This window comes from Nitrospira moscoviensis, from assembly GCF_001273775.1.
Taxonomy (GTDB): Bacteria; Nitrospirota; Nitrospiria; order Nitrospirales; family Nitrospiraceae; genus Nitrospira_D; species Nitrospira_D moscoviensis.
Genome location: NZ_CP011801.1, coordinates 541687 through 556458, shown reverse-complemented (window position 1 = coordinate 556458; position 14772 = coordinate 541687). Strand labels below are relative to the sequence as shown.

At 62.7% G+C, this 14772-nt stretch carries 19 protein-coding genes; 10 read left to right on the top strand and 9 right to left on the bottom strand.

Going from position 1 to position 14772, the window contains the following annotated elements:
- Window position 1 precedes the first annotated feature (1 nt).
- The 6 genes from NITMOv2_RS02685 to NITMOv2_RS02660 form a co-directional block, all read right to left on the bottom strand.
- Complete coding sequence (locus tag NITMOv2_RS02685; protein ID WP_053378426.1) at window positions 2-1063, bottom strand: hypothetical protein; 1062 nt, start codon at window positions 1061-1063, stop codon at window positions 2-4.
- Between the two features lie 120 nt (window positions 1064-1183).
- Window positions 1184-1822 carry a YajG family lipoprotein gene (locus NITMOv2_RS02680; RefSeq protein ID WP_053378425.1) on the bottom strand — a complete coding sequence of 213 codons (639 nt, stop codon included), beginning with the start codon at window positions 1820-1822 and terminating at the stop codon, window positions 1184-1186.
- Window positions 1823-1918: 96 nt separating this feature from the next.
- Window positions 1919-2545: a hypothetical protein gene (locus tag NITMOv2_RS02675; protein ID WP_053378424.1), complete on the bottom strand. Its 627-nt coding sequence runs from the start codon at window positions 2543-2545 to the stop codon at window positions 1919-1921.
- Between the two features lie 9 nt (window positions 2546-2554).
- The gene (locus NITMOv2_RS02670) at window positions 2555-2926 is read right to left on the bottom strand and encodes a hypothetical protein (protein WP_053378423.1); all 372 of its coding nucleotides are present in this window, start codon (window positions 2924-2926) and stop codon (window positions 2555-2557) included.
- Between the two features lie 18 nt (window positions 2927-2944).
- Window positions 2945-3280: a hypothetical protein gene (locus NITMOv2_RS02665; protein WP_053378422.1), complete on the bottom strand. Its 336-nt coding sequence runs from the start codon at window positions 3278-3280 to the stop codon at window positions 2945-2947.
- A complete protein-coding gene (locus NITMOv2_RS02660) occupies window positions 3277-3567 on the bottom strand; it encodes a hypothetical protein (protein ID WP_145976146.1) in 291 nt (96 codons plus the stop codon). Before NITMOv2_RS02660 ends, NITMOv2_RS02665 begins: the two co-directional genes overlap by 4 nt.
- Before the next feature lie 160 nt (window positions 3568-3727).
- On the opposite strand from NITMOv2_RS02660, the gene NITMOv2_RS02655 reads away from it, so the two are divergent.
- Together NITMOv2_RS02655 and NITMOv2_RS02650 are read left to right on the top strand one after the other, a co-directional pair.
- Entirely contained in the window at window positions 3728-4057 is a 330-nt protein-coding gene (locus NITMOv2_RS02655) for a nucleotidyltransferase domain-containing protein (RefSeq protein ID WP_053378420.1), read from the top strand.
- Complete coding sequence (locus tag NITMOv2_RS02650; protein WP_053378419.1) at window positions 4054-4446, top strand: HEPN domain-containing protein; 393 nt, start codon at window positions 4054-4056, stop codon at window positions 4444-4446. Before NITMOv2_RS02655 ends, NITMOv2_RS02650 begins: the two co-directional genes overlap by 4 nt.
- A gap of 228 nt (window positions 4447-4674) precedes the next feature.
- Here NITMOv2_RS02650 and NITMOv2_RS02645 read toward each other — a convergent pair whose 3' ends face one another.
- Window positions 4675-4980: a hypothetical protein gene (locus NITMOv2_RS02645; RefSeq protein WP_145976145.1), complete on the bottom strand. Its 306-nt coding sequence runs from the start codon at window positions 4978-4980 to the stop codon at window positions 4675-4677.
- A gap of 60 nt (window positions 4981-5040) precedes the next feature.
- On the opposite strand from NITMOv2_RS02645, the gene NITMOv2_RS02640 reads away from it, so the two are divergent.
- The 8 genes from NITMOv2_RS02640 to NITMOv2_RS02605 all read left to right on the top strand — a co-directional run bounded on the left by NITMOv2_RS02640 (window position 5041) and on the right by NITMOv2_RS02605 (window position 11845).
- Window positions 5041-5934, top strand: a complete 894-nt coding sequence (locus NITMOv2_RS02640; protein ID WP_053378417.1) for a polyprenyl synthetase family protein — start codon at window positions 5041-5043, stop codon at window positions 5932-5934.
- A gap of 105 nt (window positions 5935-6039) precedes the next feature.
- The gene (hpnA, locus tag NITMOv2_RS02635) at window positions 6040-7023 is read left to right on the top strand and encodes a hopanoid-associated sugar epimerase (RefSeq protein ID WP_053378416.1); all 984 of its coding nucleotides are present in this window, start codon (window positions 6040-6042) and stop codon (window positions 7021-7023) included.
- An 87-nt stretch (window positions 7024-7110) separates the two neighbouring features.
- Entirely contained in the window at window positions 7111-7920 is an 810-nt protein-coding gene (locus NITMOv2_RS02630; RefSeq protein WP_053378415.1) for a carotenoid biosynthesis protein, read from the top strand.
- A 41-nt stretch (window positions 7921-7961) separates the two neighbouring features.
- Complete coding sequence (locus NITMOv2_RS02625) at window positions 7962-8582, top strand: c-type cytochrome (protein ID WP_053378414.1); 621 nt, start codon at window positions 7962-7964, stop codon at window positions 8580-8582.
- Window positions 8583-8610: 28 nt separating this feature from the next.
- Window positions 8611-8943: a DUF5666 domain-containing protein gene (locus NITMOv2_RS02620; RefSeq protein WP_053378413.1), complete on the top strand. Its 333-nt coding sequence runs from the start codon at window positions 8611-8613 to the stop codon at window positions 8941-8943.
- 17 nt (window positions 8944-8960) lie between these two features.
- On the top strand, window positions 8961-9410 hold the full coding sequence (locus NITMOv2_RS02615) for a phage holin family protein (RefSeq protein ID WP_202967300.1): 450 nt from the start codon (window positions 8961-8963) through the stop codon (window positions 9408-9410).
- Window positions 9411-9469: 59 nt separating this feature from the next.
- Window positions 9470-11290, top strand: coding sequence for an ATP-binding protein (locus tag NITMOv2_RS02610; RefSeq protein WP_187299347.1), 1821 nt, complete (start codon window positions 9470-9472; stop codon window positions 11288-11290).
- 186 nt (window positions 11291-11476) lie between these two features.
- Complete coding sequence (locus NITMOv2_RS02605; RefSeq protein WP_053378411.1) at window positions 11477-11845, top strand: hypothetical protein; 369 nt, start codon at window positions 11477-11479, stop codon at window positions 11843-11845.
- Between the two features lie 67 nt (window positions 11846-11912).
- Here NITMOv2_RS02605 and NITMOv2_RS02600 read toward each other — a convergent pair whose 3' ends face one another.
- Together NITMOv2_RS02600 and NITMOv2_RS02595 are read right to left on the bottom strand one after the other, a co-directional pair.
- A complete protein-coding gene (locus NITMOv2_RS02600) occupies window positions 11913-12473 on the bottom strand; it encodes a DNA-3-methyladenine glycosylase (RefSeq protein ID WP_238590442.1) in 561 nt (186 codons plus the stop codon).
- A gap of 241 nt (window positions 12474-12714) precedes the next feature.
- Window positions 12715-14772, bottom strand: coding sequence for a TonB-dependent receptor (locus NITMOv2_RS02595; protein WP_053378409.1), 2058 nt, complete (start codon window positions 14770-14772; stop codon window positions 12715-12717).

Below are 14772 nucleotides of genomic sequence, written 5' to 3'. Positions count from 1 at the left end.
GTTACACGAAAGCCGGCAGCGGCGCATAGACGACCGGATGACCGATGACCCGCTCCAGCCACCCGGCCATCGCCTCTTCTGCGAGCGGCGCACGATTCAGGCGGGCTTCGATTTGAAACGATCCATTGAATCCGACGATCCCGATGATGGCGGACGCGTCCTCGCCCTCCGGGACGAGCTCCTGCGTCTGGAATTCGCAGAGAGTGGCATAGAGCCGGCCGTCGGGGTGAATGGCCGATAACACCTCCGGCAAGTCGTCGAGCGGGCAATGAACCGAACAGCGGTACGCGAAGCGGACGCCCGCTTCGATGGATTGGAACTCCGCAAGGGCTTCTTCCGAAAACCCGGTCAGATAAGCGCGGACGCCGGCGGGTTCCGGGGCGAGCGTCGCCGCCAGCTTGCTCGCGGGCACCAGGAATTCGAACGCGTCCGAGGTATTGTACTCGAACTGGCAGGGGCCGAATGCGTCGGGCCAGGAGCAAAAGAACGGAATCGACTGATCGTGCGGCCGCAACACGACCGCGTCTTTTTCGACCGCGGTTTCGACCGGCAACTCCAACACCGCGATGGCATCGAGGAAGGCCGCGCGCCGTTCGTCCAGCCAGCGGCCCCGCTCGGCATCCCCCCGTGTCTCGCCCGGTGTGATGACCTGGCTGGTCTGCAGCCGGACGCGGACGAAGGAATGCGCGTGCCGAAAGCCGAGCCACAACATGTGTTTGGGTTCATGGAGACGCAGCGGCTCGCGCGTCCGCCACGGATGGCTGACCGAACAGTACGTGCCGACGTCCTGATACCGTTGATAGACCGTGTGGTAGGCGCCGGCCAGGAGGAAAAAATCGCCGCGCCAGTGTTCCCGGACGTGGACCAGCGTCGCGTCTTCCGTCGCCCAGGGGTCGAGGTGGTCGAAATCTTCAGGCGACGTAACGGTCCATTCTTCGACGTAGCAGATGACGTCGTTGGCCGGGGCCGCGGGTTTCAACCCCAAGGCCGCCAGCCGCTCGCCGACCGCCAGCGCCTGCGCGAAGCTCATGGGCTGCGTCGTTTCCCACCGCCGCTCACGCATACATACGCCTCGGAGAGAACGCACGGAACTCGTGAAGCGTGAAGCGCAAGGGGGGCCCCCGGCCTCTTCGGCCGCTTAGCACATAGGAGCGACGCTTCACGAGCGACGCGCCACAAGGGGTTAGTGCGCCGGCCTCAGGCTCCGCTGCTCAATCATCGTATCAGCGATCAAGCGGTCGATGCCATCTTTCAAGGTGGCGGCCAGCAGCTCCTCCACATCATCCTCGCTGAACCAGAAGACCGTTTTCGTCTGCGAGTTCTCGACGCTCCGCGTCGTGGTGCTCCGGTCCGCCTGATTCTTGGCTTGGATCGTCAGCTTGCTGCTCGTATTGATCACGGTGGAAAACACCCGGCTCTTGGCGTTCGCGGAAAAATCCTGCACCACGCCGGTGATGACGATATCGGCGTCGGTCGCCGATCCGGCCGGCGCCACGCGCGCGTTCCAGGCCCGCTCGTGCCAGCCGCGGGTTTTCAGCCGATCGGCGAGCGTCTGGGCGATGAATTCGCCCGGCCGCTCGCCGGCGATGTCGAAATAGGTCACACCGCCCCAGAGATGGCTGCGCATGCCGATACGGCCTTTCTCCGACCGGCGGTCTTCGAACGGCTCGATCACGATCTTCACCGGTTCGGCCGCGGCCATTTGCGCCGACGGTGGCTTGATCGAGAGATCGAGATACCGGACCTCGCCTTTTCCGGCGCACCCTGCCATGAGCGATACCCACACGAGCACACAGGCGGTTGACACATGCGATCGTTTCACGTGATCCCTCCTCAACGTAGACAAGTGCACGGCGACGCGCGCCAGTCTACCCAAGTTGTTCAACGGAGACAATCGTGCGGGACGCGGGCACCGGGCTCAGGCCGCCACAATGGGGAGCAGGGCGCGGAAGGTGTCGCGGCTGAACTGCGGCAACTGGCCCCCTTGCAACCGTGGATCGGTGAGCGGCAGGCATCGGATGATTTTCACGAACGACCGTTCAGCCAGCACGGCGGCGATCTGGGCCTTCCGATCGTGCGTGATGGGCAGCGTATAGCCTTCCCCGCGCTTCCATTCCCACAGCGTCGGGGCGAGCGACAGCTCCAGCTCGCGCCCCGCGAGCTGATGGAAGCGCTCGACGATATGCTTTTTGTACTGCCGGAGCCCCGCGCCTTCGAGCAACATCGCGCAGGCGACATGATGGCCCCACCAGACCAGCGTGCGAAAGGTGAACTTCTCCACTCCGTCGAAGTGCTTGGGGCAATCGAGATACTGATAGGGAAAGTCTTCGAGGTGCTCGCCCTTGACGAGCTGCCGATTGCGCATATCGAAGCCGGGCGGCGCCAAGAGCCGCGCAGCGGCCACTTCCTGTTTCAGCGCCTGCTCCGTCGCCTCCAGCATGCCGCGGATCTTGGCGCCGATGGCGGCTTTCTTGCGGAAGAACTGATCATCGGCCAGGAGAGCCGTTTCGTCGGCTGACAAGACGCAAGGCGGGTCGGCGGGCATGGCGGCGCGTCAGCGTTGATGCGTCTCGAACGACGACACCGTCACCTCGTAGTGACGGCGGCACTCGGCGCAGCGGAAACGCACCAGATCCTGAAACACGTCCATGTCGCGGAGCGTCAGCGCCGCCTGGTGCCGAGCGACGCAGTCGGTCAACAGCGCCGCTCCCCGATCGGCCGCGCCGCCGGCCGCCGATCCGGTGGGAGCCTGCGCGGCCGACTCCTGCGGCGTCACCATCCCGAGCGCGAGATGATGCGCGGATTTGCAGGACGTACAGATAAGGACGAGCGTCCGGTCACCCGCCATTCGTTTGATTTGCACGCATAGGGGATGGACCGACCAACATTGCTGGAGAAACGCGCCGCTTCGAATGATCTGCGTCATCGCCGGGGCTCCGACTCCTCAGAGTTTCCACAAGGCGACCATGAGCAGCACGCCCGCCATGTAGGGAATGATACACGAGTACAGCACGACGCGTCTGGCGCCGTCCACCGTCGCACCCCGGGCCAGCTGCTCCTTGTAAATGAATTCGTAGGACAGGATGGCGATCGTGAGGGTGAGCGCGAAGACGCGGCTCGTTCTCGGCCAGGTGTATTGGCCGCTGATCAGAAAATTGGCGGTGAAAAATCCGCTGAACAGCAAGACCGCCGGCGCCAGGACCAGCCTGATGGTCTCGGCCAGAATCTTGTGCCCGTCGCGAGCCGCGCGAGGGGGACCGGATCCGGGTTGAGGCGTCACGACCCGACGGGGACCGGCGTGTCGACCTTCGTCGGGGAAGGGGCGGAGATGCCTTCCTGAGCGGCGCGGCACGCCTTGCAGATCCGCGGACGGGCCTTCAGGAACGAGACTTTGCCGCTGGCGAGGCAACTATAATGGACGAATTCGTCGCACACGGTGCAGCGGGACCAGCCGCCGCGGAACATCGTCTTGTCCCGATACAATCCTTGCTGGCAGACCTTGCAATGGCGCGGCTCGATGGGGAGCAGCATCGGCTCCCAGTCGCCGCCGGCCTTTCGGATGCTCATGGGAGAGGAAGTATAGCGAAGCGGTTGGAAGAAATACAAGGAGCGGAGGTCAGTTATCTCACGGCTCAGCGGATCGGCACGGAAGAGATCGGCAAGGAACCTTGACAGACCTCGGACGAATCTCTACGCTTCACACGTACAATACCGAGAGGAACCTCCTATGGACAAGGGGCTGCGAGGAGAACCGGTCATCAAGGAGTTTAAACGTCGGATCGAGCATCGGTTTCCGGGAGAATTGGTCCGGCTGCTCATGTTCGGCTCGCACGCACGCGGTGAGGCCACTGCCGACTCGGACATCGATCTGCTGGCCGTCATCCGGTCGGAGGATTGGAGACGGGGAGACGACATACGGGATATCGGATACGAACTGGAAATCGAGCATGGTCTCGTCCTCTCTACTCAAGTCATGAGCCAACAGCAGTACAACGGACGAAAAGCATCGGGCTCGACATTCCTCGCCAACGTGGAGCGTGAAGGCATAGCCGTATGACGCAACCCTCCCGTGCTGAGGAGGTGCAGGCTGAGTTCCTGCGAGCCCAACGTTCTCTCCAGGCCGCTGAATCCCTACTCGCAAAGGACTTTCTCGAAGACGCTCTCTCGCGCGCCTATTACGCCATTCTCCACGCTGCCCGCGCGGCGTTACTTGCCGAAGGGGTCACGGTCTCATCTCATCGTTCCGTCCGTCGACTGTTCGGTCTGCATCTGGTCAAGCCAGGCAAGCTGGCCGTTCGCCTGGCAAAGATTCTCGCTGAAGAACAAGATGATCGTTTTCTAGCTGACTACGATGCCTGGTTCCATCCAGAACGAGAGCGGGTCGATAAACGTGTGTCCGAAGCCGGCGAGTTCCTGGCGACTATCAAAAATTATCTCGCAAGATAGTCTGGGTCTGACCCAGCACTGAACCTTCGATTTTTACGCTGCGCCCCACTGCAAGCTGGTCACAAATTTTGATCACACCAATTTCTTAGTCCAATCTAGGGCGCCAATCAGAAGGTCTTCAACAGGCTGTTTCCTCTGCCACTGCCTGTCAGAGGGCGGTTCTTCTCCTGGCTTGCACCAGAAGCCGCTATAAAAGCTGGAAGCTGCTACGCCCAACCGCTCGTTCAGCTAGACAAATAAACTTTCCAAATCGCTGGATGACTGCATGCGGCGGGCCTTAGCCCGGGTTTTCATTTCATTGAGATCGGCCGATTGCCACAGTTTATCTTTCTTGCGTGCAATAACAAGCCGCCCAAAATCCATCCCATGTTTATCAGCGAACTCTGCTGACCCCTTGGCCTTTGCCCATGAGCCCTTCAATTTATGAAACAGCCGCAGAAGGATACCTGTTTCTTTGATCGAAATCATCCGGCTCTCCGTTTTGACAGATGACCAATCACTCATGGTTGATGCCTCTGTCGGTTTGACTCCCATGCACTCGTTTGCTACTCTCCGCGCCGGTTCGGCACCGGTCACAACTAGTGCACCACTTCCATGGACATTAAGGACTATCTGGAGCAAAAGCGCATCGAGGTCGATCGCTTCCTTGACGCAGTCGCGCCGCGGGCCGACACGCCGCCGACAACGTTGCACGAGAGTATGCGGTACAGCCTCATGGCGGGCGGGAAGCGGGTGCGGCCCATTCTTGCCATCGCCGCCGCCGAGTCGGTCTGCGCCGCAACGCCGCCCGGCATCATGGCCGTGGCCTGTTCGCTGGAATTGATCCATACCTATTCGCTGATCCACGACGATCTGCCGTCGATGGACAACGACGATTTCCGCCGCGGCAAACCGACGAACCATAAAGTCTACGGCGAGGCGATGGCGATCCTGGCCGGCGACGCGCTCTTGACCATGGCGTTCGATTGGTGCAGCCGGCCCGACCTGATGAAGGGGTGCGAACCGCAGCGGCAGGTGCGGTTGATTCAGGAATTGGCCTATGGATCGGGGAATGTGGGAATGGTCGGCGGCCAGGTCTTCGACATTCAGGCCGAGAACAAGGACATCGATTTGCCGACGCTGCAGAACATCCACAAGCACAAAACCGGCATGCTCATTCGCGCCGCCGTCCGCATGGGCGCGATCGCCGCCGGGGCTACGGATCGCCAATTGGACGACCTCACGGGCTACGCCGAGGACATCGGGCTGGCTTTTCAGATCGCCGACGACGTGTTGAACGTGACGGGTACGCGGGAAGAACTGGGCAAAAATCCCAATACGGATGCCGAGCGCGGCAAGAAGACCTATCCGGCCTTCTACGGCGTCGAAGGCGCCCGGAAGCTGGCGGACGACTGCGTCACGCGCGCCATCGCCCGGCTGGCTTCCTTCGGTCCCTCCGCCGATCCGCTGCGCAAGCTCGCGTGGTATATCACGGCGCGCAAAAACTAAGTGATGAGTGATCAGTGATGGGTGATCAGTGATAAGAACACTGCGTCGTAGCCTTCGACTCGCGTCCCAACTCATCACTCATCACTCATCACTCGTCACTTCCCCATGAGAGCATTGGTCACAGGCGCCACCGGGTTTGTCGGCGCGGCAGTCGTCCGCGCGTTGATCAAGGCGGGTGTCGACGTACGGGTGTTGGCCCGCCGGAACAGCGACTTTTCAAATCTTCAACAGTTCAAGATCGACGGTGTCTACGGCGACCTGCGCGATAAGGATTCACTCCAGAAGGCCTTGTCCGGCTGCCGGCACCTCTACCACGTCGCCGCCCACTATGCCCTGTGGGCGCGGGACCCGTCGATTTTTTACGACGTGAACGTCACCGGCACCAGAAACATCCTGGAAGCGGCCCGCGACGCCGGGACGGAACGGATCGTCTATTGCAGCACCATCGGCGCGATCGGACTGCCGCCGGACGGCGGACCGGGCACGGAAGATACGCCCGTGTCCCTGTCGCAGATGGCCGGCCATTACAAGCGGTCCAAATATCTGGCCGAACAGGACGTGCTGACGCTCGCCAAGGCCGGCCTGCCCGTCGTCATCGTCAACCCCAGCGCCCCGGTCGGCAAGGGCGACGTGAGACCGACGCCGACCGGCCAGGTGATCGTCGATTTCATGAAGGGCCGCATGTGGGCGTATATCGACACCGGCATGAACATCGTAGATGTGGATGATGTGGCGGCAGGCCATCTGCTCGCCATGGAGAAGGGCCGCATCGGGGAACGGTATATCCTGGGGACGAAGAATCTCACGTTGCGCGAAGTCTTCGAGATCCTGAGCCGCTTGACGGGCGTCAAAGCGCCCTCCGTGAAACTGCCCCGGGGATTCGTCCTCCCGCTGGCGTACGCCAATCTCGCGTTCGCGCAAATGACCGGCATCCCGCCCCGCATCCCGCTCGAAGGCGTGAAGATGGCGAAGTACAAAATGCACTACGACTGCAGCAAAGCTATCCGCGAGCTCGGCATTCCCCAGACGCCGCCGGAAGTGGCGCTGGAAAAGGCGGTGCGCTGGTTCCGCGATCACGGCTACGCTTAGAAACAGTGCGGAGTGACGAGTGATGCGTGACGAGTTTAACGGTCGGGCCACTCATCACCCATCACCCTTCACCCATCACTTCTGCCAATGGACGTCATCACGTTACTGATCAAGACGATCATCTTCCGCCCCTACGTCTTCCTCTTCCTCGCCGCGTTTCTCGTTGCCGCCGTTCAACTGCTCGGCTGGGCGAGGACCTGGCGGTTGTGGCTGATCAGCTGGCTCACGGCCTTCGTCTGCGAATTCTCCTCCACGCGCACCGGCATTCCCTTCGGCTGGTATCACTACAACGGCTCGACGGTGGGACAAGAGCTGTACATCGCAAACATCCCGTTCATGGATTCTCTCTCGTTCAGCTTTCTGCTCTATGCGGCGTACTGTCTCGCCCTCTGTTTTCTGCTCCCGCCCGATCGAGCGCCGAGCGGGGCCGCGCGGCCGCTGCCGCTGCGATTCGACCTGACCGCTCGCACCGGGTGGCCGGTTCTGCTGCTCACCGCTCTGTTCTTCGCCTGGATCGACATGGTGATCGATCCCGTCGCGCTACGCGGCGACCGGTGGTTTCTCGGGAAGATTTATTATTATCCCGACCCCGGCATCCATTTCGGCGTGCCGCTCGCCAATTACGTCGGCTGGGCCGTCGTGGGGTTCATTTCGCTGACGCTCTATTTCTCGATGGACCGCCGGCTGTCCGCGTTGCCGGCGCGGGCCTCCGCCTCCGTCACGCGGCGCCTGCTGCTCGGCGTCGGCTTGTATTACGGCGTGCTCCTGTTCAATCTCGGCGTCACGTTTTGGATCGGCGAATCCTTATTGGGCGCGACCGGCACGTTGATGTATCTGCCGATCACGGCGCTGCTTGCGGCGCGTCTTCTGCCGGTGGACGGCGCGGCGGGTCAGTAGCATTGGGCCGGCAGAGTTTGTATAGTGGTGGCGAGGTGGGCATGCGGGCGAAGATCGTCACGGGGCTGGTGATCGTCGGGGTCGCGATCGTCGGGGTTCTCGGCTGGTTCGGCTATCTCACGTTTACGACGGGATTCAGCGCCAAGGCGGAACCGCATGCGCTCGAAGTCTGGATCGCCCGGAAACTGCGCTATCTGGCCATCCCGCTGGCCGATCGCAACAAGCCGAACCCGGTGCCGCTCACGCCGGAGGTCGCGCAGGAGGGGCTGGCGCATTTCGCCGACCACTGCGCCATCTGCCATGCCAACGACGGCAGCGGGCAGACGCCCATCGGCAAGAACGTCTATCCCAAAGCGCCGGATCTGCGCGAACCGGCGACCCAGACGATGTCCGACGGGGAGCTCTTCTGGGTCATCCACAACGGGATCCGCTTTACCGGGATGCCGGCGTGGGGGGAAGGGGATCCCGACCAAGACCTCGACAGCTGGAAGCTGGTGCACTTTATCCGGCATCTCCCGCAACTGGCGGCCGACGAGCTGGAACTGATGAAGACCTTGAATCCGAAGACCAAGCACCAGCTGGACGAGGAGGCCTCCTTCGACCGATTCCTCCAAGGCGACGAGACCGCCGGTGCGCCGGCCGCTTCCGATCATCATCACTGATAACCTCATCTTAAAACGGAGTTCCATCATGGTTCGATCCGCCATCATCGCGCTCACGCTGCTCGTCGCCGCCGCCACGGCGTCGGCCCACGGCAGCGGCCAGCATGTGTTGGGCACCGTCACCGCCATCGACGCCACGCACATCGAGGTCAAAACGCCGAAAGGCGCCACGGTTTCGGTGGCGCTCACGAAGCAGACGCGCTTCAAGGCCAAAGGGAATCCCAAATCCACCGAGCCGCCGTCGGTCGGCGACCGCGTGGTGATCGAGGCCACGAAAGACGAGAAGGACAAGAAGACGCTGATCGCGACGGACGTGCACTACTCGGCCGCCAAGAGCGCGCCGGCGGCGTCGGGGCAGTAGGGGCAGTAGAGGGACGGATGCCGCAGATTCACTTTGCCCGGATGGTCCACGAATCGCCCTTTCACGGAGGGACGCGGAGAATTATCACGCGCGTGCTGGTCACCGGTGTCGCCGTCTTTTTGGCCGTGGCCATCGTCCCCGGCATCGAAACGGACAGCGTCAGCGCAGGTCTGGCGGCCGTCCTGGTCCTGACTATTTTGAACCTCGTTCTCCGGCCCGTCCTGTTCGTCTTGACCCTCCCCTTGATCGTGTTCACGCTGGGCCTCTTTCTCGTCGTGCTGAATGCGCTGCTGCTGGAGCTGACCGCCTACCTCGTCAAAGGCTTTACGGTCGGCGGCTTCTGGTCCGCAGCGGGCGGCGCGCTCGTCATCAGTCTGGTCACGACGATTTTGAACAGTTGGTTGATCGACCGGCCGATCGACCACATCGAGGTCGACCGGCGTCCTCCGAAAATCATCAATCCTTGATTGCAGTGCCCTTCCGCGGTTGCTACAATGCGGCCCCGATCGGACAATTGATGGCGTTCATGACCACTTCAGCAACTCAGCCGAAAGCCGCCCCCGAGACCCATCTGCAACGCACGCTGAATTCCGCGCTCAATGACCTGGCGATGGATGCCGCGCTGGCGGCGATTTTCCACCAGGAAAAGGGGCCGCTGGTCGGCCATACCGCGCGGGGATTCACGCCGCGGGACGTGCAAGCCATTCTTCGCACCCTCTCCACCCAATCCTCGGCCGTCCTGGCGGCAGGCGGACCGGAACAGGACGGCGGGCGCACCATGCGGCTGCGGCTGATCACCCCCGGCGCCAAATCGCTCTTGGGCGTCCCGCTGCGCCATCGTCAGCGCACCTACGGTTATCTGGTCATCGGCCGGAAAGAAGGGGCGACCTTCGCCAAGAAAGACAAGGCCATGATGGAGCAGGCGAGCGACGCCATCACCAAATCGCTCGAGCGCGAAGGACTGTTCGACACGAACGCGGTCTTGAGCCGGTCCTATGTGTCGCAGGAGCCCGTTCCCGCCCCGCCCAGCAGCGCGGAAATCTTTCCCGCTCCGGCCTCGCACTGTACGCCCGAGCTGCAGAGCAAGATCGAAGCGGTGCTCGCGGAGGCGAATCAGTACGTGCCGTACGACCGGGCCTGGGCCTGCTGCTACGATCCGCTCGCAGGGAACGTGGAAGTCCTCGGGATGGCCGGAGACGTGAAAAGCGAGCAGAAGGACCATAAGAAGGACCTGAAACCGGGTTTCCGGCTGGCGCTCGACAGCTCCGCTGCGGGCTGGGCCGTGCGCCATCGCAAACCGCGCGTCGACCATGACCTGGCCTCGACCCAGGGCCGCTTCCTCGATCACAAGCATCTCTATAAGGATCGGTATTTGTCCTCGCTGGTCGTCCCCTTTTTCGTGCGCGGTCAAGTCGGCGGCACGCTTACCCTGGGATCGAAAGAGGCGGCGCGGTACCAGCCGACGGATGCGCGGACGCTCGAGCCCGTCATTCTCAAGCTCGCGGACCTGTTGCAGGCGCCGGCCGCCCCACCCCCGACCCCTGTCCCCGCGAGCGATACGGATCCGGCCGTGCCGCAGCCCGTGACGGCCGCCTCATCGGAACCCATCATCCGCAAACAGGAACGCCAAGCGGCGATCGGCGAGTTCAGCGCCTTCCTGGCCACCGAGATCCGTGAGCCGCTCGCCTCGATCCGCGCGCAGCTGGAGGAAGTGACCGGCGAGGGGATTCTCGATTTCGATCCGCAGACGCGGGTCGAAAACGCCATGCGCGACTTGATCCGCGTCGAAGCGATCCTGAACGAGATCCTCGATTTCGCCAAACCGTTGGAGCTTAATCGCCGGCTGTGCCGCATCCCCGAGGTGCTGGAAAGCGCGCTGGTCGTCGTGGGCACCGACCTGGAAGTCACCCGCATCCACGTCACCAAGGACTACGCCAACGTCATCGCCCCGGTCCGCGCAGACGAAGCGAAGCTGCAGCAGGTGTTTCTGAGCATCTTCAAAAACGCCTGTGAGGCCATGACCCCGGGCGGCCACCTCCACATCCAGATCACCCAGCACCGCGCCGGCCGCGGTATCGAAGTCCAAATCCTGATCAAGAACGACGGCGCCCCGATCCCGTCCGAGATCCTCGACAAGGTCTTCGAGCCGTTTTTCACCACCAAGCGCTCGGGCACCGGCCTGGGCCTCGCCACGGTCAAGAAGATCGTCGAGGAGCATGGCGGATCGATCGCCATCGGCAGCGCGCCGGGGGAAGGCACCACCGTCACGATTCGGCTTCCCGGCGTCAGCCGCGGCCCCGCCTTCCGCCATCGCGGACGCGGCCGGCGGCCCCCACGCCGCCATTAAGGGGTCAGGCACCATTTGCGCGCAGCGCCCTACGGGTCGTTCCGACAATGGTGCCTGCCCCCCTTCTTTCTTCGCTTGACAGAAACGGCCCCCCCTGGCTATCATCCCGCCCACTCGGGATTGTCCCAGGCGTTGATCGTTTTCTTAAACGCATTCTCCGGCCACCATTTTCAAAGGAGTAGGAGTATGAAGCTTGTAATCGGCACGGTTGCGACATTGTCCGGTGTGCTGTTCATGCTGTCGATGGCCTCGGCCAACCCGGCGCTTCTCCCGAAGCACGAAGGGTATCCGATGAAGAACAGCGGGAGCCCCGTCAACGGCCAGCCGACGGCGAATGACCCGGGTCAGTCGGATGCGCGCGGAGAATCCACCCTGCTGAAGGCGGCGGCGTTCGATGACAAGCACGTCAAACAGGATCTGAAGAAGATGGACAATGAGCGCATCACGGCGAGCGAGGGCGCGGGCCGGCTCCCGAAAGTCCAGGGCCCGCAGATCCAGATCGCGCCGCCCGTGACCTCCGCGACCAAGATCACCGGCGATCGCAAGATCGACTAGTTCCTCGCATCTCATCAACGGGCGACACGAGGGGATGCGGCCGCGCGGCCGCATCCCCTCGTTGTTTTCAGCGGCGGGAACGTTTCGCCCGAGTCTGCAGGCGGAATCGGAACGGCTTGTGGGCCCATTCACCCGCATAGTCCACGCCGATGCGCGGATGGGCCTCCACCAGGCGCGAGGGGACGCGTGGCCCTCGGTCTTCGAACCAAAGCTGTCGGCCGATCGTCATGTCGATCCGATTGAGCGTGCGGTCGATGGCGAGCGTACGGCACAGGCGTCCCGGTCCGTCGATGAGCGTGCCGTCCACCTCGATGGCCCGGATCAAGACGGCGGCCGGATAGTGCTCCCGTTCCGTCACGACGTTCAGACAGTAATACATCCCGTAAATCATATAGACATAGGAAATCCCCGGAGGTCCGAACAGCACGTCGGTGCGCTGCGTCCTGCCCCTGGACGCATGGCAGGCCAAATCATGCGGTCCGATATAGGCTTCCGTTTCGACGATTTTCCCCGCCATCGTCCCTGTCCCGTTCTCGCGCACCAGATACTTGCCGACAAGCGACCGCGCAACCGTCAGGGTGGAGCGCTCAAAATAGTCGCGAGAAAGAATGGTTCCGGATTTAGACAAGGACATGTCTCGTCAATGTACCTGATTAGCAGCGGCTGCTCAAAACGTCCTCTTTCTCACCCACCCATCCCGGCGCGCCAAGACGCGTCCTTCCCGGCGAGGCCGCAGGAAGCGGGACGACTGAGGCGTACCCTTCTCACCCGCCGCGCCCGGAGCCGCCAAGGCGGCTCCTTTCCCGATGGGGTACGTCGCAGGGAGGCACGCGACCGAGAACGCCGTTGAACGGCGTTTTCAGCAGCCGCTAAAAGTACCACGCCAGCCCGCCGAAGAACGTCCGCGGATTCCCCGGCACGAAGTGGATGTCGCCGACACCGGCCGCTTCATTGCGCAGGCGCGATTCAAAGAAGAACGTCGCCTGCTCCCATTTGGTATCGAGCAGATTCTGGATATAGAAAAACGCTTCCAGCCGGCCGTGCGGCAATTGGATGGGCAGGAGGTACCGCTCCGACAGATCCACGTCGAGCCAGGAGGGCGCCTTGGCACTGCGATCTTCAATCAACGGCCGGACACCCAGATACGTCGCTTGCAATTGGGAGCGCAGGCCCTCCGGCCAGTGGAGCAACAACTGGCCGTATGCCGTATATTCGGGCGCCAGCGGAATCGCATCGCCGTTGCGAAACTCGGCGTGGGTCCAGGTAACGCTGCCGTTGAAATAGAGCGGCCCCCAGACTTGGCCCCGCGCCGCCACCTCTACGCCGCGCCGTCTGGTCGGACCCCGGATCTCGGTCGTGCCCTCGTCGCCCACAAAGACCAACTCGGATTGCAGGTCGATGCCCCACGCGGTGGCCGTCAGTTCGAGACCGTCGGATCCCCAGGGTTTGGAACGCAACCCGACCTCATAGGTCCTGGCGCGGGCGAACGGCGATGAGGCGGGGGTCACCACGGCCCGTGCATCGTTGCTATGATAGCCCTCCCCGTAGTTCAGGAAGACCTCCGTGCGGAACCAGGGCCCGAGAATGACATTGGCCTTCGGCAAGACGATGGTGGAGCTCCTGTGTCCGGCCGGCTGCTCCAGACAGGTGTCGCACAGATTCCGCACGTCGAACGTAACGGTCTCCGCACGCAGTCCCCCGGCCAGACGCAGCCACGAGGCCGGCTGCACCTCGGCTTTGACGAAGGGCGCATAAGAGGCTTCCAGGATATCGCTGGCCGTCGTGATGCCGGTCAACGCGCGTCGAGTTTGTGTGCCGAGCCGCGTGCGGATGTCGTCCACTCTGGTTTGAAATCCAATCGTGCCGGCGCTCGGCAGGCCAAGGACGTCGCCGCGCTGCTTGTATCCGACGTCTCCTCCGTACATCACGCGCCGGTCGAACTGGTAGATGCCGTCGCCATTGATCGGATCGTTGAGAAAAAATGTGAAGTTGGTGAACAGGTCCAGCCGGTAATACTGGCCGTAGATATTCGCAAAAAATTCGCCGCCGGAGACGGCATCGTAATGGTAGTTCAACCGCCCGGTGGTCCGCAGGGTGCGCCCGCCCTCGGACGGATCGATGGCGCCGAAGCGGTCGAGCGATCCGTCGGCGACGGCCCGCAGGGGGATTTCTCCGGACGCGTTCCATTGTGCCTTATGAAAGGTCCCCGTCACGCTCAGCTCATCGCGCGGCGACAGGTTCGTCGTGGCCTTGGCGAGCAGATTCGCCCGGAAATACCGATTGTCGCTCTGAAAGGGCCCGTTCGTGTAATATCCCTCGCCGGCGAACAACGTGCGGACTTTCTCTTTCGTCGGCGAGACCATGAGGAGGTACCGCTGGGTATCGAATTGCCCTCCGGCGGCCTGGACGACGCCTTCCGTGACCACCTGCCTCGTTCGAAAATTCACAGCGCCGGCCGTGGCGAAGTCGCCGACTTCCGGCAGGTAGGCTCCTTTGGTCACATCCAGCCCTTCGATCGTCTCGGGAATGATGAAGTTCAAGTCGGTATAGCCCTGCCCGTGCGCATGCGAACGCAGATTGATCGGCATCCCGTCGTTGAAGAACGCGACGTCGGTGCCGTGGTCGGCGTCGAACCCGCGCAGGAAATATTGATCCGCCTTGCCGGCGCCGCCGGAATGTTCCACGGCGATGAAGCCGGGAATCAGCCGAAGCACCTGCGCCGGACGTCCTTGCGGCTGGAGGAGAATTTCCTGATCCGGAATGAATAGTTGGGAGGAGGCCGCCACGGGACGTTCGCCGACGACGGACACCTCGGGAAGATCGACCTCCGGCGCATCGGGATCATGTGCAAAGACGGGAGCCCGGACCCATACGAAGACGAGGGCCAGCCCGGCGGCCGCAGCCGCAATTCCTCTCCAACCGGCCAC

Coding starts and splice junctions, on each gene's coding strand:
- NITMOv2_RS02655 (WP_053378420.1), top strand. CDS start 3,728: ATGGACAAGGGGCTGCGAGGAGAACCGGTCATCAAGGAGTTTAAACGT.
- NITMOv2_RS02605 (WP_053378411.1), top strand. CDS start 11,477: ATGAAGCTTGTAATCGGCACGGTTGCGACATTGTCCGGTGTGCTGTTC.
- NITMOv2_RS02670 (WP_053378423.1), bottom strand. CDS start 2,926: ATGACGCAGATCATTCGAAGCGGCGCGTTTCTCCAGCAATGTTGGTCG.
- NITMOv2_RS02630 (WP_053378415.1), top strand. CDS start 7,111: ATGGACGTCATCACGTTACTGATCAAGACGATCATCTTCCGCCCCTAC.
- NITMOv2_RS02610 (WP_187299347.1), top strand. CDS start 9,470: ATGACCACTTCAGCAACTCAGCCGAAAGCCGCCCCCGAGACCCATCTG.
- NITMOv2_RS02685 (WP_053378426.1), bottom strand. CDS start 1,063: ATGCGTGAGCGGCGGTGGGAAACGACGCAGCCCATGAGCTTCGCGCAG.
- NITMOv2_RS02625 (WP_053378414.1), top strand. CDS start 7,962: ATGCGGGCGAAGATCGTCACGGGGCTGGTGATCGTCGGGGTCGCGATC.
- NITMOv2_RS02615 (WP_202967300.1), top strand. CDS start 8,961: ATGCCGCAGATTCACTTTGCCCGGATGGTCCACGAATCGCCCTTTCAC.
- hpnA (WP_053378416.1), top strand. CDS start 6,040: ATGAGAGCATTGGTCACAGGCGCCACCGGGTTTGTCGGCGCGGCAGTC.
- NITMOv2_RS02660 (WP_145976146.1), bottom strand. CDS start 3,567: ATGAGCATCCGAAAGGCCGGCGGCGACTGGGAGCCGATGCTGCTCCCC.
- NITMOv2_RS02675 (WP_053378424.1), bottom strand. CDS start 2,545: ATGCCCGCCGACCCGCCTTGCGTCTTGTCAGCCGACGAAACGGCTCTC.
- NITMOv2_RS02645 (WP_145976145.1), bottom strand. CDS start 4,980: ATGGGAGTCAAACCGACAGAGGCATCAACCATGAGTGATTGGTCATCT.
- NITMOv2_RS02620 (WP_053378413.1), top strand. CDS start 8,611: ATGGTTCGATCCGCCATCATCGCGCTCACGCTGCTCGTCGCCGCCGCC.
- NITMOv2_RS02640 (WP_053378417.1), top strand. CDS start 5,041: ATGGACATTAAGGACTATCTGGAGCAAAAGCGCATCGAGGTCGATCGC.
- NITMOv2_RS02650 (WP_053378419.1), top strand. CDS start 4,054: ATGACGCAACCCTCCCGTGCTGAGGAGGTGCAGGCTGAGTTCCTGCGA.